The sequence below is a fragment of the Testudinibacter aquarius genome (genome assembly GCF_004342725.1).
GTDB classification, from domain to species: Bacteria; Pseudomonadota; Gammaproteobacteria; order Enterobacterales; family Pasteurellaceae; genus Chelonobacter; species Chelonobacter aquarius.
Window position 1 is genome coordinate 171641 of record NZ_SMCP01000006.1, and the last position, 26699, is coordinate 198339.

Consider the following 26699-nt stretch of genomic DNA (forward strand, 5'->3'; position numbering starts at 1 on the left):
AAGTTTGAATAATTGATTATTTAGACTTGAATCTATTAATTTAAGTGCCATATTAACATAATTACCGCTTGAGTTAGGTAATTATCTCAAGAGATAAATAAAATGGGAAAGAAAAAACGTTCTGCCAGCTCGACTCGCTGGTTAAATGAACACTTTAAAGATCACTTTGTGCAAAAAGCACATAAACAAAAGTTGCGTTCGCGCGCCTACTTTAAACTGGACGAAATTCAGCAAACGGATCGCTTGTTTAAACCGAATATGACAGTGGTCGATTTGGGCGCCGCGCCGGGTGGTTGGTCGCAGTATGTGGTCAAACAGATTGGTAGTCAGGGGCGAGTGATTGCCTGTGATATCCTGGATATGGATCCAATTGCCGGTGTGGATTTCCTACAAGGGGATTTCCGCGAAGAAAGCGTGTTGAAAGCGCTGCTGCAACGGGTCGGTGACGGCAAAGTCGATGTAGTGTTGTCGGATATGGCGCCAAATTTCAGCGGTATGCCGTCGGTGGATATTCCGAGGGCGATGTATCTGGTGGAACTTGCGCTGGACATGTGCCGTCAAGTGTTGGCAAACAAAGGCAGTTTTGTAGTAAAAGTTTTTCAGGGAGAAGGCTTCGACGAATACCTGAGAGAGATTCGCTCTCTGTTTGGTGTGGTGAAAGTGCGGAAACCTGAAGCCTCTCGTGGCCGCTCGCGAGAAGTATATATTGTGGCAACCGGTTACAAATTATAGTAATCTATGCTACCGATTTGTTAAACAAGGATAAATGAGGTTGAGCCTTGAAGAACGACATGATAAAAAACTTAATTTTGTGGACGGTAATCGGTGTCATTCTGATGTCCGTGTTTCAAAGTTTTAATTCCGATTCAGAAGCTAAAAGTGGCGTGGATTACACCGCATTTGTTTCTGATGTGGGTAATAATCAGGTAACTGAAGCACGTTTTGATGACAGTCAAATTACCGTGACCAAAAGTAATGGTGATAAATACCAAACTGTCATGCCGATTTACGATGCCAAAATTTTGGATGATTTAATTCAAAAAAATGTCAAAGTGTCAGGCACTCCGCCGGAAAAACGCGGCTTATTCTCACAAATTTTGATCTCATGGTTCCCGATGCTGTTGTTGATCGGTGTTTGGATTTTCTTTATGCGCCAGATGCAAGGCGGTGGCGGCAAAGCCATGAGCTTTGGCAAGAGCAAAGCCCGCATGATGACCGAAGAGCAGAATACCACCCGTTTTACCGATGTTGCAGGCTGTGATGAAGCCAAAGAAGAAGTTGGCGAAGTAGTCGATTTTTTGCGCGATCCAAGTAAATTCCAAAAATTGGGCGGTAAAATACCGAAAGGCATTTTGATGGTCGGGCCACCGGGAACCGGTAAAACCTTGCTGGCAAAAGCGATCGCCGGCGAAGCAAAAGTGCCGTTCTTCACGATTTCCGGTTCGGACTTTGTCGAAATGTTTGTCGGGGTTGGGGCATCACGGGTGCGTGATATGTTCGAACAAGCCAAAAAAGCCGCACCTTGTTTGATTTTTATCGATGAAATTGATGCGGTTGGCCGTCAACGTGGCGCCGGTTTGGGCGGCGGACATGATGAACGTGAACAGACCTTGAACCAAATGTTGGTTGAAATGGACGGCTTTGAAGGCAACTCCGGTGTGATCGTGATTGCCGCAACCAACCGTCCTGACGTGCTGGATCCGGCATTGACCCGTCCGGGACGTTTTGACCGTCAAGTAACTGTCGGTCTGCCGGATGTGCGTGGTCGTGAGCATATTTTGAAAGTACACATGCGTAAAGTACCGGTCTCACCGGATGTTGATCCAATGGTGATTGCAAGGGGTACGCCGGGCTATTCCGGGGCGGATTTGGCTAATTTAGTCAACGAAGCGGCACTGTTTGCGGCACGTCATAATAAACGTATCGTGACCATGGTCGAGTTTGAAAAAGCCAAAGATAAGATCAATATGGGACCGGAACGTCGCACCATGATTATGACCGAGAAACAGAAAGAATCGACGGCTTATCATGAAGCAGGACATGCGATTGTCGGTTATTTAGTACCGGAACACGATCCGGTGCATAAAGTGACCATCATTCCACGTGGACGGGCGCTAGGGGTAACCTTCTTCTTGCCGGAAGGGGATCAGGTCAGTATCAGCCATAAGCAACTGGAAAGTAAACTATCGACGCTGTATTCAGGTCGTCTGGCAGAAGATCTGATTTACGGCGAGGAAAATATCTCTACCGGTGCTTCAAACGATATTAAAGTTGCCACTAATATTGCGCGCAAAATGGTCACTGAATGGGGCTTCTCCGATAAATTAGGGCCGATTTTATATGCTGAAGACGATGGCGAAGTCTTTTTGGGACGCTCAATGGCGAAAGCCAAGCATATGTCTGACGAAACCGCTCATTTGATTGATGAAGAAGTCCGTCAAATTGTCGAGCGTAACTACCAGCGTGCCAGACAGATTCTGTTGGACAACATGGATATTTTACACGCAATGAAAGATGCGTTGATGAAATATGAAACCATCGAAGAAGAGCAGATTCGCCAGTTGATGGAACGTCGTGAAGTGACGCCACCACCGGGCTGGGAAGGTGACGAAAAAGCAGATACTAAAGCCAAATCAGAGCAAGCTACAAAGGATCAATCTACAAAGGATCAGGATAAAGCGGATGAGGTGAAAAAACCAACTGAGCTGGAAGAGGAAATCATCTCTGACAGTGACGATGACCAAAATCCGGAAAATAAAGCCTAAGTTCTGTTCGGTTGATAGCTATCAAAATCTGAAATATTAATCTGCCCCTAAAAAGTTGATTTAATAACCAACTGACTAGGGGCAAATTTTTATTAATATTCAATGACTAAATATGAAAAATGTGACTATTTCCTGTTGGCATTTCGACCGCAAGGCTGAGTTTACCCCCCATTGTTTCAACATAACGTTTTAAAGTGGAAAGTTTTAATTCATTGCCTCGTTGTTCAATTTGAGCGACCGCAGGCTGAGATATTCCAAGCGCTTGCGCCAAGTCCTTTTGAGAAAGCTCCATTTCTTCCCGCAATTGAGATAGACCAACTTCAAGGATTAATTCTTGTGCTTTCTCATGAATTTTAGCTTGGCGTTCAGCTGGCAATCTCGCCATTATTTCATCTAATGTAATATATTTTTTCATATTATTTCTCTAGCATTTTCAAGTAATTGGTGAATTCGTTATCTGCGATACGGATCATTTTTTCGTAAAATCGTTTATCATTACTTTTATCGCCAGCACACAACACAATTGCTTGACGAAGCGGATCGAATGCAAAAAATGCTCGAAGTGGTGATCCCTGATGTTGAATACGCAATTCTTTCATATTAGCATATTTAGAACCTTTGATAGTATCAGCGTAAGGTCGTGATAACTTATGCCCTTCGTTCTTTAAGAGGTGAAGGTAAGCGAGCACGCTATCTTGAGTATCTTCATCTTGCGCTAGTAACCATGTATCAAAACGCTCAGTAGTAATTACTACCCAGTGGACTATATTTTTCATCATTCCATTCGATAAGTTTCAGCTTATAATTATTTTATAAGCTGAAACTTATAAGTCAATCGTTATTTTGACTTATCTACAGGGATAATTTGAAGATTTTCTCAGTAAAATTACAGCCACTCTGCGCTTATAAACTCTCACCTAAATGAATTTTAAAGCCGGTATCAATAATTTCCTGTGCGATGGTGATGCCGTTTAGGCGGTCGATGATTTCTTGGGCGGCAATTTTGCCGATTTCAAAGCGGGGAGTGATGACTGAGGCAAGCTGTGGCGTCATCGCTTGTCCAACGTTGTGGCCGTGAAAACCGGCGATGGCGATGCGTTGTGAGATCGGAATACCTTGTCGTTGGCACTCGAATACCGCACCGATTGCCAAGTCGTCATTGGTGCATAAAATGCCGTCAGTATTTGGGCGTTGTGAGATAATTTGCCGCAACTGCTGTGCACCTAAACTGAAGGATGATGCTTGTTCGGTAAGCAGCTTATAGGGCTGCAACCGATGTTGTAGCATCGCCTTTTCATAACCCTCAATCTTCTGCAGAGTACGCTGATCCATCCGTGCGGCAAAATAAACAATATTTTTGCGCCCTTGCTGAATCATGGCTTCGGTCATCTGTTGTGATGCCAAGCGATTATCAAAGCCGACGGCTTGCGCCACCGGTTTACTATGCTTCAGATCCATGATTTCGATAATCGGAATATTGGCAACCTGCAGCATTTTCAGTGCCTGTTTGCTGTGCACGTTTTCTGACAGAATCAGCGCATCAACATTATACGAGAGTAACGAACGAATCCGCTGCTCTTCAATTTCAGGTGAGTAACCAAAATGTGCCAGCATCGTTTGGTAGCCCGACAGCTCGGTCACCGATTCAATGCCTTTGATCACATCGGCAAACACTTGGTTGGTCAGCGATGGCACTAACACACCGATGGCATGGCTTTTGGCGCTCGACATAATGCGTGAGGCGACATTGGGAATATAGCCGAACTGTTCGATTGCAGCTGCGATTTTTTCTCGCGTGGCAGGGGCGACGGTTTTAGGATCGCGCAGATAGCGGCTCACGGTCATTTTGGTGATGCCGAGATGGTTGGCGATGTCTTGCAGAACCGGTCGTTTATGTTGCATAGCTTTCCATATGGCTGACCGCACTTTGCTGATTGAGCAGTATCAAAGTGCGGTGCAGGTTTACACTTTAAAGCAGGCGACCAAATGCTGTGGTTCGCCGAGTAATAACGGCTTATCCAACGTGCAGTGGCTGTCGGCAATCGGGCAACGGGTGCGGAACACGCAGCCGGACGGCGGATTAATCGGTGAAGGCAAGTCGCCTTCCAACAGCTGAATCTGCTTATTGCGTTCCAGCTTCGGATCGGGAATCGGCACCGCAGACATCAACGCTTTGGTATAAGGGTGTTTGGTGTGTTGGAAAACGGAACGATAATCCCCCAGCTCCACCGCATTGCCCAAATACATCACCAACACGCGATCGGAAATGTGTTTGATCACCGACAGATCGTGGGCGATAAAAATCAGTGAAAGCCCCATCTCTTGTTGCAACGATTTCAGCAGATTGACAACCTGAGCTTGGATTGAAACATCCAATGCCGACACCGGTTCGTCACAGATGATCAGCTTTGGCTCGATAATTAAGGCGCGTGCAATACCGATCCGCTGGCATTGTCCGCCAGAAAATTCGTGCGGATAGCGGTTGATCAGATTCGGCAGCAACCCGACCTTCTCCATCATATTCTGCACTCGCTGCTTAATCTCGTGGCGTTTCAAGTGCGGTTGGTAAACCTTTAACGGCTCGGCAATAATATCGCCGATGGTCATGCGCGGGTCAAGCGATGCCAGCGGATCCTGAAAAATCATCTGAATATCATTACGCAGTGCTTTCCATTGTTTGCTGTTTTGGCTGCTTAAATCTTTTCCCAGCCACAGCATTTTGCCACCGGCGGATTTGACCAACCCGATAATGGCACGAGCCAAGGTGGACTTTCCACAACCGGATTCGCCGACCACGCCCAGTGTTTCGCCCTGATAGAGTTTGAACGACACTTGATTCACGGCTTTCAGCGTTTGCGCTTTGCTGAAAAGCGCACCTTTATCTTTTTTAATTTTGAAATGGACGCTTAAATTATCCACTTCGAGCAATAAATTGTTGTTATTTTCACGTTGCATCGGTTACTCCTACGACATTTCCGCAATCGGAATAAAACAAGCCCGCAGGCGATTGCCGTCAAAGCGGCGTAAAGGTGGTGCCTGCACACATTGTGCGGTGGCATGGCGACAGCGTGGCTGAAACGGGCAGCCTTGCGGTAAATTCAATAGATTTGGCGGATTGCCGGGAATCGTAATCAAGGTATTCGACTCTTCATTGAGTTTGGGTACTGCATTGATCAATCCTATGGAGTACGGATGGGTTGGCTGGTAGAAAATTTGTTCGGCAGAACCATATTCCATGGTGCGTCCGGCATACATCACCAACACATTGTCACAAATTCCGGCAACCACACCCAAATCATGAGTGATCATGATAATTGCGGTGTTGAACTCCTGTTTCAGATCATTTAGCAGCAACATAATTTGTGCCTGCACGGTTACATCAAGTGCGGTGGTCGGTTCATCGGCAATCAACAGTTTTGGACGGCACAACAGCGCCATCGCGATCATCACCCGTTGTCGCATGCCGCCGGAAAATTCGTGTGGATACATCTCCATGCGTTTTTTGGCTTCCGGCATTTTCACCGCGTCCAACATTGCCAGCGATTCTAGATAAGCTGTTTTGCGATCAAGCCCTTTATGCAGCATCAGCACTTCCATCAACTGCTCTTTGACTTTCATATAAGGATTGAGTGAGGTCATCGGATCTTGGAAAATCATCGCAATCTGCTCGGCACGCAGCCGGTTCAGCGCTTTTTTCGGCAGATTCAGAATCTCTTCGCCGTTGAATTTGGCAGAACCTTCAACTCGTCCGTTGTCAGCGAGCAACCCCATTAACGCAAAAGCCGTTTGTGACTTGCCGGAGCCGGATTCGCCGACAATCCCCAGCGTTTGCCCGGCTTGCAGCGCAAAGGTTAAATTGTTGACCGCAGTGACATCGCCGTCATGGGTTTTGAAAATGACACGCAGATCGTTGACATCAAGTAATAAATTAGGTTTTGTCATCATCTTTCCTTAACGATCTTTCGGGTCGAGGGCATCACGCAGGCCATCGCCGATAAAATTAAAACAGAACAGGGTTGTGACCAAAAATAGTGCCGGAAAAACCAGTAGCCACGGCATATATTCCATCGAACGTGCGCCGTCGTTGAGCAAGCCGCCCCAGCTGCTCAGCGGTTCTTGCGTGCCTAAGCCCAAAAAGCTGAGGAAGGATTCAAATAAAATCATACCCGGCACCAACAGCGAAGCATACACCACCACTACGCCCAACACATTGGGCACGATATGGCGCCAGATAATCTGACGGGTCGGCACGCCACAGACAATGGCCGCCTCGACAAATTCTTTGCGTTTCAAGCTTAAGGTTTGCCCACGCACGATCCGCGCCATGTCCAGCCACGACACCATGCCGATGGCAACGAAGATCAACAGAATATTCTGCCCGAAAAAGGTGACCAGCAAGATCACAAAGAACATAAACGGAAAAGAGTTAAGAATTTCTAAAATCCGCATCATCACCGCATCGGTTTTGCCGCCGACATAGCCCGATGTTGCCCCGTACAGCGTGCCGACCAACACCGCAATTAATGCGCCGGCAACCCCGACCAGCAGTGAAATTCGCCCGCCGATAGCAACTCGCACCAATAAATCACGGCCGGAAGAGTCTGTGCCAAAATAGTGCATGCTTTCCATATCCGGCGGCGCGGACATCATGTTCCAATCGGTTTCGTCAAACGGAAACGGCATCAGCATTGGCGCGAAAATCACAAATAATGTGATCAGCAACAGGATAAACAGGCTGACTAATGCGGCTCGATTATGGAAGAAACGGCGTTTGGCGTCTTGCCATAAGCTACGCCCTTCCACTTCTTGTTGTTGTGCCAAATTATTGGCGAGTTTTTCGACCATTTCGGTGTTTTGTTGTTTAATTAACATAGTACAGCGTTCCCTTAATAGCGAATTTTCGGATCGATTACGGCATATAAAATATCCACAACCGCATTAAAGGTGATGGTCAAGGCTCCAACCAAAATGGTCAGGCTTAACACCAAGGAGTAGTCACGATTCAGCGCACCGTTGACAAACAGTTGCCCGATGCCCGGCAAGCCGAAGATGCTTTCGATCACCATTGAACCGGTGATGATTCCGACAAATGCCGGCCCCATGTAGGAGATCACCGGCAGCAGCGCCGGACGCAGTGCATGCTTAAGAATAATCCGATGTGCCGGCAAGCCTTTGGCTTTAGCGGTGCGGATAAAATTGGAGTGCAACACTTCAATCATCGAGCCGCGCGTGATCCGCGCAATGCTGGCAATGTAAGAGAGTGAAAGTGCGGTCATCGGCATCAGCATATTGATCAGCATACCGCCGTTCCAGCCACCGCCCGGCAGCCATTTCAGGGTGATAGAAAAGATCAGCACTAACAGCGGCGCCACCACGAAACTGGGGATCACAACCCCGGTCATGGCAAAGGTCATAATTAGGTAATCGATCCATTTGTTTTGTCTTATGGCGGCAATAGTCCCGGCAGTGATGCCGAATGTCAGAGCAATCAAAAAAGCGGAAAAGCCCAGTTTCAACGAAACCGGAAATGCCTGTGCCACCAATTGATTGACGGTGAAATCTTTATATTTGAATGACGGCCCAAAATCGCCGTGCGCCAAATTTTTTAAATAGAGCAGATATTGCGTATGAATCGGCTTGTCCAAATGGTATTTGGCTTCAATATTTGCCATCACTTCCGGCGGATAATTTTTTTCGCTGGAAAACGGACTGCCCGGGGCGAGCCGCATCATAAAAAAAGAGAGAGTAATCAACACAAATAGTGTCGGAATCGCCTGTAAAATTCGGCGAAGAATGAGTGTCAGCATAGTAATAATCTAAAAGTCAATCGTTTATCAATTAAAAGTGCGGTCAGCGTTCTACCGCACTTTCGATATGGAATCTAATGGCGTTAACCAAGCCCCGTTCGAAGGCTATTCGAACAGGGCAGGCGGTTATTGCTTGATTAAATAAACATCTTTCAGATAGTAGTTTTGCCCCGGATGAGCGGAAGCATAGCCTTTCACATACGGTTTGATCAGGCGCGGCTGAACATAGTGATACACCGGCACTGACGGCACGTCATTGCTGAAGAAAGTTTCAGCTTTGGCATAATCTTGCTGACGTTGTTCTTCAGTGTCCGCCAATTGTGCGTGTTTTACCGCAGCATCATATTCCGGATTTTTGTAAAACGCAGTATTGTTACTGCTGTCGGACAGGAAGTAGTTCAAGAACGAAGTGGCTTCGTTATAGTCGGAACACCAGCCGGCACGGGCAACATCATAAGCGCCGTTGTGGCGTGAATCTAAATAGGTTTTCCACTCTTGGTTTTCCATTTTTGCATTCACCGCACCACCCAGATTTTGTTTCCAAATCGAAGATGCAGCAATAGCAATTTTCTTATGATTTTCCGATGTGTTATACAGAATATTGAAGTCTAACGGTTTTTGTTTAGTAAAACCGGCTTCAGCCAACAATTTTATCGCTTCTTCATTGCGTTTGGCTTGTGGCCATGCTGCCCATTCAGGATTAGTCAGTTTTTCACCGCCATTGATATACGGCGGGGTGAAATGATAGGCAGGCACTTGGCCTTGTGCGATCACTTTGTCGGTGATGATATTGCGATCCAGCGCCAGACTCAGGGCTTGACGAACTCTCACGTCATCAAATGGCGCTTTTTTAGTGTTGATTTCATACACATAGGTACATAAAATCGGGCTGACATGCAACTCATTCGGCAGATCTTGCTTCAATTTAGAGAACATTTCAGGCGGAATTTCTTTGCCGGTCACATCGATTTCACCGGCACGGTAGCGGTTGACATCAGTGGTGGAAGATTCAATCGGCAGCAAAGTCACTTTGGTCAGCACAGTGTTGGCGGCGTCCCAATAGTTTGGATTAGGCGACAGTTCGCTTTTTTCGTTGACAATCAATCGGTCTAGCTTAAAGGCGCCGTTGCCGACAATATTTTCTGCTTTGGTCCACTGGTCACCAAATTTTTCAATCGTGGCTTTGTGTACCGGAAATAAGACATAGTGTTCAACCAATTTGTCAGCATAAGGAATCGAAGCATCCAGTGTCAGTTGCAGCGTGTGATCATCTAAGGCTTTCACGCCAAGCGTATCCAGTGCTTTTTTGCCTTCGGTAATGTCACCGGCATTTTGCAATGTCAGGTATTTCAGATAAGTGGAGTACGGGGCAGCGGTTTTGGGGTCAACCAAGCGTTGCCAGCTATAGACGAAGTCGTGAGCCGTGACCGGATCGCCGTTTGACCATTTAGCGTTGTCACGCAGATGGAAAGTCCAAGTTTTGAAATCGGCAGAGTGATCCCAAGATTTGGCAACACCGGGCAAAATATGCCCTTGCTCATCAGAGGTTACTAGGCCTTCAAACAGCTGGCGGGCATATTCACCTTCAACTGAACCTTCCATTTTTTGCGGATCCAATGTGGCTGGATTAGCTGAAGCGTTATAAACCAATTCTTGTTTTGCGGCCAACTCGGTTCCGGCAGGTACATTGGCAGCAAAAACAGAGCTACCCGCCAGCAAAGCAACAGCAAGTGCGGTATGAAGTTGAGAGAGTTTGAATGTCATAGTCACGTACTCCTTATAGATGTTGTATTTTGAATTTCTATTTCAAAAATTTGAATAGAAATTCATTCTTCCACAAAAATTGAGTTTGTAAATAAGTAATATGTAAAATTACGAGAATTATCACGTTAAATAAACGTGAACAGAGCTGATTTGCCTTTTATTTAAACAAAATCAGTGATTCAACTAAAAAAATAGCGCACTTTGCCCCCGTTCTGACAAAGATAGAGTACAATGATCCGCATTGCAGCAGAGAATAAGCAGAGGAGAAATAGAGGATGAATGAGACAATTGATGCTACCGAGCAAGATTTCAACCGTGTCGTCACAGAGGTGATCCGTCTGACCCAATACAGCCACGGCGCTGGCTGCGGCTGTAAAATTTCGCCAAAAGTGTTGGATCAGATTTTGCATACCGAAATGGAAAAATTTCTCGATCCGCACTTGCTGGTCGGCAATGAGAGCCGAGATGATGCAGCGGTGTATGATATCGGCAACGACATCGGCATTATCAGCACCACCGATTTTTTTATGCCGATTGTGGATGATGCTTTCACTTTTGGGCGCATTGCGGCTACCAATGCCATCAGCGATATTTATGCGATGGGCGGCAAACCGATTATGGCGATTGCGATTTTGGGGTTTCCGATCAGCAAATTGCCGCCGGACGTTGCGAGACGGATTGTTGATGGTGGGCGCACGGCTTGCCAAGAAGCCGGCATTTCACTGGCGGGTGGGCATTCGATCGACGCACCGGAGCCGATTTTCGGCTTGGCGGTCACCGGCATTGTGAACACTAAACGGCTGAAGCGCAATAATCAGGCGCAAGCCGATTGTGAATTGTATTTAACCAAACCGCTGGGAATCGGCATTTTGACCACTGCTGAGAAGAAAGGCAAATTAAAGCCTGAACACGAGCAGTTGGCGGCAGAAGTGATGTGCCAATTGAACCGTATCGGTGCTGAATTTTCTGAGATTGACGGCATCACCGCGATGACCGATGTCACCGGTTTTGGGCTGTTAGGGCATTTGTCGGAAATTTGCCAAGGCTCGAATCTGGCAGCCGAAGTGGAGTTTGACCAGGTGCGCTTACTGGACGGCGTGATATACTATATTGAAAAAGGCTGTATTCCGGGCGGTAACAAACGCAATTTCGACAGTTATGGCCATTTGGTGGCGCCAATGAGCGAGTTGCAACAAGCAGTGCTGTGCGATCCGCAAACTTCCGGCGGCTTGCTGATTGCGGTGAAACCGGATGCGGTTGCACAAGTGCAGGCGTTGGCAGCGGAAAATGGGGTTGAGCTGTTTAAAATCGGGCAGTTGCGCCAGCGAGAAAGCGCCACCGCACCACTGATTCAGGTGATTTAAACCGGATTTTGCCAAAGGCGATCCAAAGTGCGGTGATGTACAACGCAGGTCAATCAATCGCTAATTAATCAATAATGAAAAATACACGAGAGGAGTTTTTATGTCTGCTGTAACAACCTCTGCAATAACCAATGCGCAGAGTGGAATCTTGCCGGAACATTGCCGTTCCGGGCTGTTTTTGGAACTGACTATCACGGATTTAGCGAAGGTCAAACAAGGTTGTGCCAGTTTTTTAACCAAACTGGAAGCCTTGCAACAAAACTATCCTGACGCTAAATTAGGCGCCGTAATCGCATTTGGTGATCAGATTTGGAAACAACTTGCTGCACCGCAAAGTGCGGTCGAGCTAAAACCATTTGTTACCTTAGGCAAAGGCAACTTGAGTGCCCCGGCGACACAACGGGATATGCTGATTCACATTCAATCTTTGCGAGTGGATGTCAGTTTTTCCGCCGGACAAATGGCAATGGCAGTGTTTGGCGAGGCGGTGCAAGTGCTAGAGGAGACGCATGGTTTCCGCTGGATCGAAGAGCGTGATCTCACCGGCTTTATCGACGGCACTGAAAATCCGCAAGGAGCAGAGGCGCGTGCGCAAGTAGCATTGGTGGCTGACGGTATCGATCAAGGTGGCAGCTATGTATTGACCCAGCGCTATGAACACCAGCTGGATAAATGGCAAAAATTATCGGTTTCCAAACAAGAAAGTGTGTTTGGCAGAACCAAAGTGGAAAGTGAAGAACTGGAAGAAGTGCCGGAAACGTCTCATGTCGGACGCGTCGATTTGAAAGAAAACGGTGTCGGTTTGAAATTGGTGCGTCAAAGCCTGCCGTACGGCAAAGTCAGCGGTGCGCAAGGGCTGTATTTCATCAGCTATTGCGCCTGCTTGCACAATATTGAACAGCAGTTGTTAAGTATGTTCGGCGAATTGGACAACAAAACTGACCGCATGCTCGGTTTCACCCAAGCAGTCAGCGGCAGTTATTACTACGCCCCATCACTTTCACAATTGCAGACATTGTCAGCATAATTTATTGTTATCAGATGCGACAAAGTGCGGTTTAAAAGTGCGGTTTAATTGACAAACCGCACTTTGTTATCTTCTGTTTTCTACTTAATGTCCAACGCCGGAAAAGCTTTAACCACTTCATCCACTGCCTTGACACGGATTAAGAAATCTTCCAGCAGATTCAGCGGCAATGCACTTGGACCATCACATTTGGCTTGATCCGGATTCGGGTGTGATTCCAGAAACAGCCCGGCTAAGCCGGTTGCCATGCCTGCCAATGCCAAATCCAATACCTGATTACGACGTCCACCGGAAGCTGCCGCGCCGACTTCACGCTGTTGCAGTGAGTGAGTGACATCAAAAATCACCGGCATGCCACCACTGATTTTTTTCATAATCCCGAAACCGAGCATATCGACAACCAAATTGTCATAACCAAAATTAACCCCGCGTTCACACAAAATTAATTTATCGTTACCGGCTTCTTTAAATTTCTCCACAATATTGCCCATTTGATGTGGGCTTAAAAATTGTGGTTTTTTGATATTAATCACCCGCCCGGTTTTCGCCATCGCCTCAACCAAATCGGTTTGACGTGCCAAAAACGCAGGCAATTGAATCACATCCACCACTTCCGCCACGGGCGCAGCCTGCCAAGGTTCGTGCACATCGGTGATCACCGGCACATTAAACTCTTTTTTCACCTGGGCAAAAATTTTCATCCCTTCCTCCAAACCGACACCGCGATAAGAATGAATCGAAGAGCGGTTGGCTTTGTCGAAAGACGCTTTAAACACAAACGGAATATTGAGTTTGGACGTTACTGTCACATACTTTTCACAGGCTTTTAGTGTGGAATCAAGATCTTCAAGGACGTTGATACCACCGAAAAGGGTGAAGGGGGAGGTGTTTGATATAACTAGATTATTTAAAAGCATAAAATCCTCTCTACAGAGATTGGTTAAGACAGTCGAGCTGTGTGCTAGTATAAATTAAGCAGCATGAAATTCCCAATAGGAAAATGATCAGCGAATCTACATATTGATTTTATTGATTATTCTTTCCTGTTGATGTCGGAGATAATTATAGGATGCATTTCAATGTACGATGTCTTATAATTCTAAAAATAAATTTTGTAGTTGGGCATAACATTTCACTACAAAACTGAGTAAAAATTATTCCTGTGCAGCAATTTTCAACAGTAGAGGATTATGAGGGTATTTCTGTAATAGTACTTGCATATAGTTCAGTTGTAAAACAAGATTGGTAAAATATTGTGTTGTTATTACAAAATGTAATCTCTGATCTTGCAACTGAAATATTAGGTTTTTACCAGTTGAATTATTGTTGTCTAAGGCTTATCAGCATTTGAGACTGTATGAAAAAGTACACTTTCAATTAGTTAATTTTGAAAAATATACGCAGGATTTTCTTCAGTGCCGTTCAGAAATTGATAGACTGGTATTCAGTATGAAAGATTATATAAAATGTATTTCACAGCTCTAGTAAGGCTTTACAGACTATATTCTCGAACTACCTGTAGAAATAGTATCTAAATACCTTATTGCTCAAAGAACACTTGGAAACTTAGATAATAAAACCCAAACGCTTTTGGGAGTTACGTGTCAAAAGTATCCTAGAATGACTTACTAATATTATAAAATTAATGGAGATTTATATGAATCCAGAAGAAAGTTTTATTGCGACAAACGGGGTTCAAGTAAAATATAAACATAAAAAATCTAAATATGATTTTGACCATGTGATTTTTGTTTTTTCTGGTTTCCTAAATTATAACCCTGGAAATTATGATTTTGCCAATGCGCTGAATGAATGTCCGTGTGATGTGGTTTGGATAAATGATGATTTTGATAAAATGTATGCCTATTATTTATGTAAGGGTATGGACTTTAGTATCGAAGAGGCGGTTACTGAGTTTATTTGCGATAAAATTAGTGAATTAAAATTAGATAATAAAAAAGCAACAGTAACCGGTTTTAGCAAGGGTGGTAGTGCAGCGCTTTATTATGGGCTTAAACTGAATATTCGTAATATTGTTGCAACTGTACCGCAGCTCCATATAGGTAGCTATATTGTGCGAAATTGGAAACATGTTGCCCAGCATATGATGGGCAACATGTACGCTTTGAGTGACATTGGTTATTTGGATAAATTAATTTTAAAGGCTCTGCGCTCAGATACTGCATTAGATAAAAATGTTTACTTACTGACTTCCGAAGCAGATATTCAGTATCCGGTAGAAATTCAACCATACCTAAATGATTTTGCAAAATATCAAAATTTTAATTTGTTAAAAACGCATTCGGGATTTGTGCGTGAACATAATCAAATAACCGGACATCATGTCGCTTTACTATTAAGTATTTATTATGGATTGGCCTCTGAAGCTGTACCTCGTTACAACAACGGAAATGTAGAATTTTTTGGCAAATTGCTAACTGGCAATAAGCAACCGAGTGGTGAGTTGATATACGATCTGCGGATAGCTAAAATTATCGATGGACGTTTATTTTTAGAAGGTGCTGCATTATTGAGAGGACACGATATTGTCGAATATAGTGACTTGAATTATTACCTGTTGCTACAAAACGGAGATTCTGTCATACGATTAGAACTGGCAAAATCCCATCGCCCAAGCCTTACCAAGGAGTTTTTCGATGGAAAACACTTGACTATTTATGATAAAGCATGGTTTACGACTTACCAGCACAAAGGTATTGATATTTGCATATTGCCAAAGGGAAAATACCGATTGTCCATCGGTGTCAAGTTGGCAAGTGGAATAGATAAACACATCATATTGCTTGATAAACGTAACATTACCTTGGTAACTAAAACCAAAGAGTATGAATTGATCATACAAGATAAGGCTCTCTATCTGAATATATTATAGCTGGAATTTATGATAAATAATGAAGAAGCAAAGTATGTGTGAGATCTTTGTACATGGTAACGTCTTACCATATTTAGGATAAGATTTTGAATTTAATTTCTTATTATATTAATGAATTTCGAATCGTTTTTCAGCAAGTAATGAATAACTTGTCCGCCAAATCCATGAATATTCCTTGGGATTATATGGTTGCAAAATGTACACTGGTTTGGAAATACTATGCAGTGATTGAATAATAAGAGAATGCATTTCAATACACGATACCTTATAATTACAAGAATAATTTTTGTAGTTGGGCACAACATTTTACTACAAAACTGAATGAACATTATTCCTGTGCAGAAATTTTCAACATAAGGAAAATCATTTTATCCAATACTAGATTATTTCATCATTATATGAAAAATACCATGAATATAAGAAAAGCTAGAAAGCTCATTAAAACACCGGGATTATTTTTCCGAGATTTTTTGAATAAAAAATACCCAATAAACCACCATACTGAAGTCAAATTGTCGGAGGAAGAAGAGCAGAATTTGATCGAAACTCAATTCGACTATTTTTCCAGTATTAAACTAGAGAATTGCTTGGATATTGACGTTGTCTTTACTTGGGTCAATGACAAGGACTCGGAATGGCGGTCTAAATTCAACACAGCAAAAGGCATACTGCCTGATAGCCAAGCTGGTCTGTATGCGAAAGATTCAGCTCGATTCTCCAATCATAACGAGCTGTATTATTCGCTGCGTAGTGTCAAAAAGCACATCCCGTGGGTGAGGAATATTTACATTGTCACCGACAACCAAAAGCCAGGCTGGTACACAGAAGTAGATTATCCGAATGTACACATTATTGATCATAATGTTATTATTGATAAACAATATCTACCTACATTTAATTCCCATGTAATAGAAGCACATTTGCACAACATTCCGGGTTTGAGTGAAAATTTTATTTACTTCAACGATGACGTATTCATCGCTCGCGACTTGCCAAAAACACACTTCTTTAGAGCAAATGGCATTGCCTCAATTTTCCTTGCTAAAAAGAATTTATCTGACATGGTAAAGAAAGGGGTGCAAACTCCGACATTACACGCCTCAAGTAAAGGTGCGGCTTTACTTGCCACCTACTACCATCAAACCATAGATAATACCTTGGTACATACATACGTACCCTTAAAGAAAAGTAGCTACCAGCAAGCCTGGGTAATGTTTCATGATGAAATCAAGAGTTTCCTTTCCCATAAATTCCGCACTAATCATGATTTGAATATGGCAACTTTTTTAGTACCCTGGTTAATGTACTTTGAAAAAAAATCTATACCCATGGTGGATATTTGCTATTATTTTAATATCAGAACAGCTAATGCATTAAGCCAATACAAAAAACTATTACTCAAGCAGAAACAAGGAAGACAACCCCATTCATTTTGCGCAAATGATTTCCATAGTGGGCACACCATACCGAACTACCAAAATAAGCTGATTGAAATGCTGGATATCTATTTTAAAGATTGATATGCAAAGGAATATTAAATGTTAAGTAGAAAATTAAGAAAATTGCGACGGGATCCCAAACTGTTTTTTAAAGATATGTACTTTAAGCACAGTACCAAGCTGAAAAGGTTTATACCTAAAAAGCAAAACTCACAAAATCAATTTACTATTGTAATAGCCGTTTACAATGTTGACAAATATCTGGACGAGTTTTTTAAAAGCATCGTTAAGCAGAGACTGTCGTTTAAAAAAAATATTCAAATTATCTGTGTGGATGATGGCTCTGTAGATGCCTCGGCTACGATTATCAAAAAATGGCAGAAAAAATATCCTAATAATATTCATTATTACTATAAAGAAAATGGCGGGCAAGCTTCCGCACGTAATCTGGGATTGGAATATGTAAAAACGGAGTGGGTAACGTTTATTGATCCGGATGATTTTATTGATATCGGTTATTTTTTTGAATTAGATAGATTTGTTTCAGAAAACGATAAGTTGGTGCTTGTTGGTATTCCTTTGGTATTTTATTTTGAAGACAAAAAAATTTTTAAAGATACTCATCCATTACGATACCGATTTGCTAAAGGAAATAAAATCGTATCAGCCAAAGAATTAGATAGCTTTATTCAGCTTTCAGCAAGCACTGCATTATTTAAATCCAAGCTGCTCAAACATACTCGCTTTAATGAACAGTTAAAACCTTCTTTTGAGGATGCTAAGTTTGTTACTGATTATCTGATTGATAACCGACACAATGGTAATGTTGGTTTCATTGCCAATATTAGTTATTTTTACCGCAAACGAGAAGACGGTAGTTCAACGTTAGATGGTGCTTGGGCAAATAAAAACCTCTTCTTAGGTGTATTGGAAAATGGTTGTTTGGCAATGCTCAAATCAGCTAAAAGCAACTTTGGCTTCGTACCATCTTATTTACAACGCTCTGCCTTATATCATGTTTATTGGTATTTTGGGCGAATTATCAATAATCCGAATGCACTATCTCATTTAAGCGATACTGAACGAGAAAAGTTTGTTGAATTACTGCATCAGATTTTCAAATACATTGATAAACTAACTATTGAAAAGTTTAATCTTGCCGGTGCGTGGTTTTATCATAAAGTTGGTTTTTTAGGCTTGTTTAAACAAGCCGAACCTAGCTATCAGATTGTCTATATTAAAAAATATGATTTGTCTAAAGAACAAGTATTACTCAGTTTCTTTTCAACTGCGGAAACTGCTTATTCTTTTCTCCTAGATGAAAAAGATACGCTACCTACCTTTGTAAAATCTATTGATTATACGTTGCTCAATGAGCAGTTTACCACCGAGTATAGAGTCTGGCTTGATGTTAGAGATATTAGAAAACTAGCAGTCAAAATTAATAATAAACTGGCAAAAATATCGTTTCAAGGAAAATTTTACAGCAATATTGTGCTAGACATAGTCAAACGGTTTTATCAGAATAAATCTACCCGTAAAGAAAATACTTGGATTTTTCTGGACCGAGATAACCAAGCGGATGACAATGCCGAGCATTTATACCGCTATGTGATGCTCAATCACCCAGAACATGAAATCTACTTTGCATTAAATCATGATGCCAAAGATTGGGACAGATTACAGAAAGAAGGTTTTAACCTGCTGGAATTTAAATCTAAACAATTTGAAAGCAAACTCAAACGTTGCGACAAAATTATCAGTAGTCACGTTGATGGCTATATTACACATTATTTTGGTAATGACCGTTTATTGGATAAAGATTTTGTCTTTTTACAGCACGGTGTAACCAAAGACGATATGTCACCTTGGCTGAATACTAAGGAAAATATTACGCTTTTTGTTACAGCCACCACAGACGAATACCGTTCTATTAGCGAAAATGGCTCACCCTATCGGTTTACCAAAAAAGAGACTCAGTTTTTAGGCTTCCCCCGTTACGACAAATTGCTTTCAAATAACGTTGAGCAGTCAAAAAATGTGTTGGTTATGCCAACATGGCGGCAAAATATTTTGGGTGATTCAGTGTCTGGATCTGCACGAAGCTACAATGAAGCGTTTATGAATACCACGTATGCTCGAGCATGGCATGATTTTTTAAATAGCGAACAAGTCAGGAAATTAACCCTTGATGGCTATCGCTTTATTTTTGCTCCACACCCCAATATTCAAACCTATCTGGACGTGTTTACAGTGCCTGAATATGTTGATGTGTGGCGGTATTCAGACGGCAATATCCAAGAGCTGTTTCAGCAGGCCTTAATGATGATTACCGACTATTCATCCGTTGCGTTTGATATGGCTTATTTAAATAAGCAAACTCTCTATTATCAGTTTGACGAAAAAGAGGTGTTTTACGGATCGCATACTTATCGTAAAGGCTATTTTGAGTATGATATACACGGTTTCGGACCTGTAGCTAGAACCACCGATGAACTATATAACCGATTAGATGAATTACTGGTTATCCAACAAGGCAAGATTGCTTCTCTTTATTTGGAGCGAATTCAGGCAACATTTGTCACAAGGGATCAGGATAATTGTCAACGCGTTTATGAAGCAATTATCAGCTTGGACAATCCTGAATCTCATATTGATCGGGAAATAGTATTTGATTTTTTACAATCAGCCTATCGGGCGGAAAATTGGCCACTGGTTGTATCTAGAGCAGAAAAGGCCTTGTTGCTTGAACCACAGAATAAATCGGTAAGAAAAATTTTGCGAGAGGCGATTGTTGCGTTAGGTAATCTCACACAATTAGATCCATTGTTGGAGTCTGATAATACTATGCTACCTGAAAAAGCACTCATGCTTGCGGTTCGGTTGTCACTAATATCTGATTGGCAGGGGCTTATCCATACATTGAACGAAGGAGATTTCATTGATGAACAATCCTTAGTGTTACTTTTACGGGCTTATGCGGAATTAAAGCAAGGTCGGAATGCCCAAAAAATAGCAGATAAACTAGCGATAATGGTTAGCCAGAATAAAAAATACTGGCTTGATGCTTGGGTTGCAAAGGCTAATAGCAATTGGATAGAAATAACCTCATTACTTGCTAAACCGATGGAGGACACTAATACTGTCGATCTCTTGATGTACTGCCCTGAGTTGCTTTTGGCTCGTGCCTATACTGAGATTGGTAGTTATGTTCAAGCCAATAACTGCTTGATAGATTTTGAAAAACATACTCGGAATTTTGTGCCTGCGCGCATTGAAATCGCCCATCTGGCATATGTTCGAAAAAATTATGTGAAATGTGTGCAGCAATTAGAGCGCTGTTTTAATAGTGAATGGCGCTATCTACCACCAAACAGTTTGAAAGAGTATACTTTAGCCCTGATTCATTTGGATAAAGTTGAAAAAGTTGATTTGATTATGCAAAGTGAATTGTCGGAATATTTTAAATATCATCCGTTATTCAGTGCAGAGTATCTTGACTTTTTGATCTTGCGTGAGCAATGGGAAATGATTGTGACTTACGCTACAAAATTGTCAAAAAAAGCGCAACAGATATTGGCTTACCCTATTTTATTGGCACATTTTCGAATGGGCAATATAAGCTATGCGTATCAAAATCACTTAAAACCTACGCTGCTGCTTCCTTATGAATATTGGTGCTTAGTTGTAGAAATTGCTGCATTGTCAAAAGATTTTAAATTGGCACAACACTATTACCAAGAGATGAATAATTTATACCCTGAGTATGTTACTGAGGAAAGGCTACATTATTTTTCTACTTTATTAAACCATTAATGATAAATATCGTATTATACTTTAAGTCTTGCATAATAGAATGAATAATATATATGCATTTGGTGAATCAGATAAAGCTATTCCGGTCTATTTGAATTTATGCCAAAACAATTCGGTATTATTTTACTGAATAATTTTAGAGACTGCCTCAATACCGATCAATGAACAGGATTTTTTAGCTTAAAATGTGATCATGAATAAATTGTTGATATCTGTTTTGGTGGGTAATAAGTCACCATACAGGTTATTTTTTATCTATATAGAGAATTAACTTATGAATATTCCAAAACACTTTAGTACAAAACTGATTGACAATACGTTTATCAACTTAGAAACCTTCTTAATTAAAGATGGTAAATTATTTATTTCCGGTATTGGTTTTATTCAGGGGATCAATGTCAGAGAGTATGGTGATATTGATTATAAACTGGTGCTGAAAAATGAATCAGGGCAATATATTAAGCAGCTTGCAAAGTTAAACAAGCCTGAAATTACAGAAAAATATGCGGAAAACAACATAAAATACGATAAGTGTTTTTTCACTACTTTTCAAGAAAATGGTTTAGCTTTAACCGATGTGTCTTTGGGAACATATGAGTTATATTTGGTCATATCTGCTGGCGGTGTTAGCAAGCAGCAAAAAATTCGAACCGAAAAAAGCGCGCTCTTGCAACACCCTTTTGTGGTAGATACGGACTTAAATGATGGGTGCAAGGTATTGGATAAATTAATCATCTCTACGAATTTTACTAAAAACATTATTCCGCATAATAGAAGTAAACAAGTGGTTGCAGAACCGTTTTTGGACACGGCTGGTAATAATCTGGTTCCGGCCAAGCAGAGTACGAATTGTTTTGTGCGGTTCCAAGGAAAAAATAATTCAATCCAAATGGATCCTGATGCGAATATTAAAAATCTTTTTATTGAGATTTTAGGCGATAACAATCAAGTCAGAATCGGTAAAAATGTTAGTCTGCACGGTGCAGTCAGATTGGGTCATAACTGTGAAGTCAGTATTGGTGACCACACTTCGAGTACCAATCCAGTTTATGTTACCTGTGCGGAGGGTACTAAGTTGATTATCGGCAATGATTGTATGTTTTCTACCAACAATCAAATAAGGACAGATGACAGTCATCCTATCTATGATGTGAATAGTGGACGGAGAATCAATCCTTCCCGTGATATTGTAATCGGTGATCATGTTTGGATCGGTTATGGTGTAACTATTTCTGCGGGAACTCAAATTGGTTCCGGCTCAGTTGTGGGAGCGTATTCATTCGTTCGCAATCAATTTCCCAATAATTGCGTGATTGCTGGCGTACCCGCAAGGGTCGTGAAAAAGGATGTATTCTGGGAGCGTCCTTTACTACTTAATTCACAAGAGGTGACAGATTTTACGCTAGAAGAGTTGAGTGAAAAAGCATATTGTCAACAAACAGAAGATTATTGATGTAGTGGCTATAGAATATAGGTGAAAAGGATAGCAGGATTATCGAATAACTCATTAATACGTGAGAGCTTTAATCCCGCTCAAACGATAACGGTTTTTTTTGACTAATTGAAAACAAATTTGCTAATCTTATTTGGTCTATGCTGAGTTACAGATTATTAAAACGGCATCTGGTTATTATGAAAAAAGTCAGACAGTGTCTGACGAATTTAATCTCAGTTGGTCGCACTATATTAAGCTAATGCCTATTTTCAAGCGATTTAAACGCTTTTTTATTTACAATTGTCAATTATCCTTTAAAAGGAATACAATGCTACAATTATGCTTAAATTGAGTTTCATGATTTATCTCACACAATCAATGCAGAAATTATAACGATGAAGATGAAAAAACTAACCCTCTCTCTCTGCTGCCTAACACTGGCAGCCTGTAATAGCATGCCGACTTCGGGGCCTAGCCAAAGTCGGGTGATGGATTTGCAAAATCAAAACACGGAAAATCTGCCGACGGTTGAAGTGGTGGAGGTGGAGGACAATGTCGCTACCGCACTTTTTAATCAACAACAGGCGCAGTCGTTTAGCCATTTTGCCAATGCGAATAGCTATAACGGTGCGGTGAATGTCGGTGATACGTTGGATGTGATGATTTGGGAGGCGGCGCCTGCGGTGTTGTTTGGTGGGGTGTTGAATCAAAGTGGAACTGGTGGGGCGCAGCTGACCAGTTTGCCGGAGCAGATGGTCAGTGAGAGCGGCAAAATTACAATACCGTTTTTAGGAGCGATTTCGGTGCGTGGTAAAACGCCGGAGCAGATTCAAAAAGATATTGTGCGACGTTTAAGTCCGATGGCAAACCAGCCACAAGCAATGGTGCGTTTGGTGAAAAACAATTCGGCTAATGTCACAGTGTTGCGCCAAGGCAATAGTATTCGTATGCCGTTAACCGCCCATGGCGAACGAGTATTGGATGCAGTCGCTGCTGTAGGTGGTGCGACCGAAAATACCTATGATATTTCAGTACAGCTGACTCGTGGCAGTGAGGTCAAAACCATTTCGTTGGAAAAACTGGCTTCTAATCCAACTGAAAATATCAAATTACGTTCCGGTGATGTGATTTCATTGTTAAACAATCCATTAAGCTTTACCGCACTTGGGGCGGTTGGTAGTAATCGTGAAGTGCGGTTTTCAGCTAAAGGCTTGACACTGGCAGAAGCTATCGGACGCATGGGCGGGCTGATTGACACCCGTTCTGATCCGCGTGGGGTGTTTGTGTTCCGTTATTTACCGTTTGAGAAGTTGAATGCACAAGACAAAGCGACTTGGCAAGGTCGTGGTTATGGTGTTGGCATGGATGTACCGACGGTTTATCGAATCAATTTGTTAGAGCCGAAATCATTATTCTGGCTACAACGTTTCCCGATTCAAAATAAAGATATTGTGTATGTTTCGAATGCGCCGTTGGCTGAATTCCAAAAATTCTTGAGAATTATTTTCTCGATTACATCACCGGTTACCAGTACCGCTAATAGCATAAATAATTTATCGGATTAATGAGGAAAAGAAAAATGACAGAAGCAGCATTAATCGCAGAAAAGCCGACACCAACAGTAAAAACAAAAAATGTAAAAAAAATATGGAAAAAATTTAATCCGTTGTTTTGGATTACGGTATTGATTCCGACATTCTGTTCGGTATTTTATTTTACGTTTTGGGCATCAGATGTGTATATTTCTGAATCTAGTTTTGTTGTTCGCTCTTCGCGTAATCAAGCTTCTCTGAGCGGTGTTGGCGCACTATTGCAAAGCATTGGCTTTGCTCGTTCACAAGACGATACTTATACTGTGCAGGAATTTATGCGTTCGCGTAATGCCTTAGAACAGCTAGAAGCAGTGCTACCGATGCGGCAATTCTATGAAGATCAAGGTGATCTATTTAGTCGTTTTAATCCATTTGGTTTAAACGATGAACAAGAGGCGTTTTATCGTTATTTTCAGAAACGGGAATCAGTTAGCCTTGATTCTGTGTCTGGTATTGCGACGCTTAGTATTCGGGCTTTTAATGCAGAAGATGGACAAAAAATTAATGCTGAGTTATTGAGTTTAGGCGAAACTTTGATTAACCGTTTGAATGAGCGTGCCCGACGTGACACCATTATTTTTGCGGAGCAATCAGTAAAAGAGGCGGAGCAGCGTGTAACAGATTCCGCTTCTGCGTTGAGTGAATATCGTATTAAGAACGGTATTTTTGATTTGCAGGCACAATCGGAAGTGCAGTTAGCTTTGATTTCAAAATTGCAAGACGAGTTAATTAGCATTCAAACGCAACTAGATCAAGTACGTGCCATTTCTCCGCAAAACCCACAAGTTAGAACCTTGCAGGCAAGAGAGAAAAGTATTCGTACAGAAATTCAGCAGCAAATTCAAACAATTTTTGGCGGTGGCGATTCGATTGCCAATCAAACTGCAGAATACCAACGTCTGGTGCTGGATAACACCCTAGCACAACAACAGCTAACCACAGCAATAACCTCTTTGCAAAATGCCAAAGGCGAAGCGGATCGTCAGCAACTTTATTTGGAAGTAATCAATCAGCCGAGTAAACCGGATTTAGCCTTAGAGCCTTATCGAATCTACAATATTTTCGCCACTTTAATTATTGGTTTAATGTTGTATGGAGTACTAAGCCTATTATTGGCGAGTGTGAGAGAGCATAAAAACTGATGCAATACGGTGATCAAACTACGCTGCGACAATCCTTTTCCATTCAAAAAAGAGTGGTTGGCGCTTTATTGATGCGTGAAATCATCACTCGTTATGGGCGTAGAAACATTGGTTTTTTATGGTTGTTTGTTGAACCACTATTGTTAACACTGATGATCGTGTTGTTATGGAAATTTCTACGCGCAGATCGTATTTCAACTTTGAATATTATTGCTTTTGTGATTACCGGTTATCCAATGGCAATGATGTGGCGTAACGCATCAAATCGCTCAATCGGTGCAATTTCAGGGAATATCAGCTTACTTTATCACCGTAATGTTAGGGTGCTGGATACTTTGATTTCCCGAATGTTACTAGAAGTAGCAGGAGCAACGATTGCACAAATTACGATTATGGCAATTCTAATTGCGATTAATTGGATTGAACCGCCGCAAGATATTTTTTATATGTTATTGGCGTGGATGTTGATGGCGATGTTTGCTGCTGGTTTAGGCTTGATTATTTGTTCTATTGCATATCATATAGAGCCTTTCGGTAAAATCTGGGGAACGTTGAGTTTTGTGATGTTACCATTATCTGGCGCTTTCTTTTTTGTACATACACTACCGGTGCAGGCACATAAATATGTGTTATGGATTCCAATGATCCACGGTACAGAAATGTTTCGTCATGGTTATTTTGGTTCTAGTATAATTACTTATGAAAATCCTTGGTATATTTTGGTATGTAACTTGGCTATGCTTTTGATAGGCTTGCTTATGGTCAAAAATTTTAGCAAAGGAATTGAACCATCATGATTAATGTTCAGAACGTCAGTAAACGTTATTTAACCCGCAGTGGTTGGCGACCGGTGCTACACAACATCAATTTCAAACTGCAAAAAGGCGAAAAAATCGGGATCTTGGGGCGCAACGGTGCAGGCAAATCGACCCTGATTCGTTTAATCAGCGGGGTAGAGCCGCCGACCAGTGGCACGATTGATCGTAGCATGAGTATTTCTTGGCCGTTGGCGTTTAGCGGTGCTTTTCAAGGCAGTTTGACCGGCATGGATAATTTGCGCTTTATTTGCCGCATCTATGATGTCGATATAGATTATGTCAAACGTTTTACCGAAGAATTTTCCGAATTGGGCGATTACCTGTATGAGCCGGTCAAAAAATACTCTTCGGGTATGAAAGCCCGTTTGGCGTTTGCGTTGTCGCTGTCGGTAGAATTTGATTGTTATCTGATTGACGAAGTGATCGCGGTTGGTGATTCTCGTTTTTCTGCCAAGTGTAAATATGAGTTGTTTGAAAAGCGTAAAGATCGCTCGATTATTCTGGTATCGCACAGCCCGGCAGCCGTACGTGAATATTGTGATAATGCAGCCGTGTTGGAAGCCGGGCATATGCACAATTTTGCTTCAATTGACGAGGCGTATCAATATTATAATAACAGCCAGAAATAACGCTGGGGCTGCAACGATAATATCCATTCCATCGACAAGATCAATTCAGATTATTGACAGTAATTCATGCGATAAAATAGAGGCGGATTAACTATCCGTCCTAGATTATTGATAAAGATATTTGATGAGGCAAGGTAGCAACTGTGTTTCCTGTTTTTTTGGAAACACATTTTTAACCCACAGATACTGTGGATAAATGGCGTGTAGC

21 protein-coding genes are annotated in these 26699 nt (G+C 42.1%); 12 read left to right on the forward strand and 9 right to left on the reverse strand.

Annotation, left to right across the window (positions count from 1 at the left end; genetic code table 11):
* The first annotated feature begins 102 nt into the window (after positions 1 to 102).
* Together rlmE and ftsH are read left to right on the forward strand one after the other, a co-directional pair.
* The gene (rlmE, locus tag EDC16_RS08120) at positions 103 to 732 is read left to right on the forward strand and encodes a 23S rRNA (uridine(2552)-2'-O)-methyltransferase RlmE (protein WP_132967229.1); all 630 of its coding nucleotides are present in this window, start codon (positions 103 to 105) and stop codon (positions 730 to 732) included.
* A gap of 59 nt (positions 733 to 791) precedes the next feature.
* Complete coding sequence (ftsH, locus tag EDC16_RS08125; protein WP_132967231.1) at positions 792 to 2765, forward strand: ATP-dependent zinc metalloprotease FtsH; 1974 nt, start codon at positions 792 to 794, stop codon at positions 2763 to 2765.
* Positions 2766 to 2871: 106 nt separating this feature from the next.
* Here ftsH and EDC16_RS08130 read toward each other — a convergent pair whose 3' ends face one another.
* The 8 genes from EDC16_RS08130 to EDC16_RS08165 all read right to left on the reverse strand — a co-directional run bounded on the left by EDC16_RS08130 (position 2872) and on the right by EDC16_RS08165 (position 10342).
* Positions 2872 to 3180 carry a helix-turn-helix domain-containing protein gene (locus EDC16_RS08130; RefSeq protein ID WP_132967233.1) on the reverse strand — a complete coding sequence of 103 codons (309 nt, stop codon included), beginning with the start codon at positions 3178 to 3180 and terminating at the stop codon, positions 2872 to 2874.
* A gap of 1 nt (position 3181) precedes the next feature.
* Positions 3182 to 3541: a type II toxin-antitoxin system RelE/ParE family toxin gene (locus EDC16_RS08135; protein ID WP_132967286.1), complete on the reverse strand. Its 360-nt coding sequence runs from the start codon at positions 3539 to 3541 to the stop codon at positions 3182 to 3184.
* Positions 3542 to 3668: 127 nt separating this feature from the next.
* A complete protein-coding gene (locus tag EDC16_RS08140; RefSeq protein ID WP_132967235.1) occupies positions 3669 to 4667 on the reverse strand; it encodes a substrate-binding domain-containing protein in 999 nt (332 codons plus the stop codon).
* 60 nt (positions 4668 to 4727) lie between these two features.
* On the reverse strand, positions 4728 to 5720 hold the full coding sequence (oppF, locus tag EDC16_RS08145) for a murein tripeptide/oligopeptide ABC transporter ATP binding protein OppF (RefSeq protein ID WP_132967237.1): 993 nt from the start codon (positions 5718 to 5720) through the stop codon (positions 4728 to 4730).
* A gap of 9 nt (positions 5721 to 5729) precedes the next feature.
* Positions 5730 to 6707: an oligopeptide ABC transporter ATP-binding protein OppD gene (oppD, locus tag EDC16_RS08150; RefSeq protein WP_132967239.1), complete on the reverse strand. Its 978-nt coding sequence runs from the start codon at positions 6705 to 6707 to the stop codon at positions 5730 to 5732.
* Positions 6708 to 6716: 9 nt separating this feature from the next.
* On the reverse strand, positions 6717 to 7637 hold the full coding sequence (oppC, locus tag EDC16_RS08155) for an oligopeptide ABC transporter permease OppC (protein WP_132967241.1): 921 nt from the start codon (positions 7635 to 7637) through the stop codon (positions 6717 to 6719).
* A gap of 14 nt (positions 7638 to 7651) precedes the next feature.
* The gene (oppB, locus tag EDC16_RS08160; protein WP_132967243.1) at positions 7652 to 8572 is read right to left on the reverse strand and encodes an oligopeptide ABC transporter permease OppB; all 921 of its coding nucleotides are present in this window, start codon (positions 8570 to 8572) and stop codon (positions 7652 to 7654) included.
* Between the two features lie 126 nt (positions 8573 to 8698).
* Entirely contained in the window at positions 8699 to 10342 is a 1644-nt protein-coding gene (locus tag EDC16_RS08165) for an ABC transporter substrate-binding protein (protein WP_176551965.1), read from the reverse strand.
* A 269-nt stretch (positions 10343 to 10611) separates the two neighbouring features.
* On the opposite strand from EDC16_RS08165, the gene selD reads away from it, so the two are divergent.
* Entirely contained in the window at positions 10612 to 11700 is a 1089-nt protein-coding gene (gene selD, locus EDC16_RS08170) for a selenide, water dikinase SelD (RefSeq protein ID WP_132967248.1), read from the forward strand.
* A gap of 100 nt (positions 11701 to 11800) precedes the next feature.
* Entirely contained in the window at positions 11801 to 12727 is a 927-nt protein-coding gene (locus EDC16_RS08175; RefSeq protein WP_165894222.1) for a Dyp-type peroxidase, read from the forward strand.
* Between the two features lie 80 nt (positions 12728 to 12807).
* Here EDC16_RS08175 and kdsA read toward each other — a convergent pair whose 3' ends face one another.
* Positions 12808 to 13644, reverse strand: coding sequence for a 3-deoxy-8-phosphooctulonate synthase (gene kdsA, locus EDC16_RS08180; RefSeq protein ID WP_132967250.1), 837 nt, complete (start codon positions 13642 to 13644; stop codon positions 12808 to 12810).
* Between the two features lie 740 nt (positions 13645 to 14384).
* Here kdsA and EDC16_RS08185 point away from each other — a divergent pair.
* The 8 genes from EDC16_RS08185 to EDC16_RS08220 all read left to right on the forward strand — a co-directional run bounded on the left by EDC16_RS08185 (position 14385) and on the right by EDC16_RS08220 (position 26491).
* Complete coding sequence (locus EDC16_RS08185) at positions 14385 to 15620, forward strand: hypothetical protein (protein WP_132967252.1); 1236 nt, start codon at positions 14385 to 14387, stop codon at positions 15618 to 15620.
* 410 nt (positions 15621 to 16030) lie between these two features.
* Positions 16031 to 17140, forward strand: a complete 1110-nt coding sequence (locus EDC16_RS08190) for a Stealth CR1 domain-containing protein (RefSeq protein WP_176551964.1) — start codon at positions 16031 to 16033, stop codon at positions 17138 to 17140.
* An 18-nt stretch (positions 17141 to 17158) separates the two neighbouring features.
* The gene (locus tag EDC16_RS08195; protein ID WP_132967253.1) at positions 17159 to 20875 is read left to right on the forward strand and encodes a bifunctional glycosyltransferase/CDP-glycerol:glycerophosphate glycerophosphotransferase; all 3717 of its coding nucleotides are present in this window, start codon (positions 17159 to 17161) and stop codon (positions 20873 to 20875) included.
* 274 nt (positions 20876 to 21149) lie between these two features.
* Entirely contained in the window at positions 21150 to 22328 is a 1179-nt protein-coding gene (locus tag EDC16_RS08200; RefSeq protein ID WP_132967255.1) for an acyltransferase, read from the forward strand.
* Between the two features lie 377 nt (positions 22329 to 22705).
* Positions 22706 to 23875: a polysaccharide biosynthesis/export family protein gene (locus tag EDC16_RS08205; protein WP_132967257.1), complete on the forward strand. Its 1170-nt coding sequence runs from the start codon at positions 22706 to 22708 to the stop codon at positions 23873 to 23875.
* Between the two features lie 14 nt (positions 23876 to 23889).
* Positions 23890 to 25044, forward strand: coding sequence for a capsule biosynthesis protein (locus tag EDC16_RS08210; RefSeq protein ID WP_132967259.1), 1155 nt, complete (start codon positions 23890 to 23892; stop codon positions 25042 to 25044).
* Positions 25044 to 25841 (forward strand): ABC transporter permease, encoded by a 798-nt coding sequence (locus tag EDC16_RS08215; RefSeq protein ID WP_132967260.1) that lies wholly within the window; start codon positions 25044 to 25046, stop codon positions 25839 to 25841. Before EDC16_RS08210 ends, EDC16_RS08215 begins: the two co-directional genes overlap by 1 nt.
* Entirely contained in the window at positions 25838 to 26491 is a 654-nt protein-coding gene (locus EDC16_RS08220; RefSeq protein ID WP_132967262.1) for an ABC transporter ATP-binding protein, read from the forward strand. Before EDC16_RS08215 ends, EDC16_RS08220 begins: the two co-directional genes overlap by 4 nt.
* Positions 26492 to 26699: the final 208 nt, after the last annotated feature.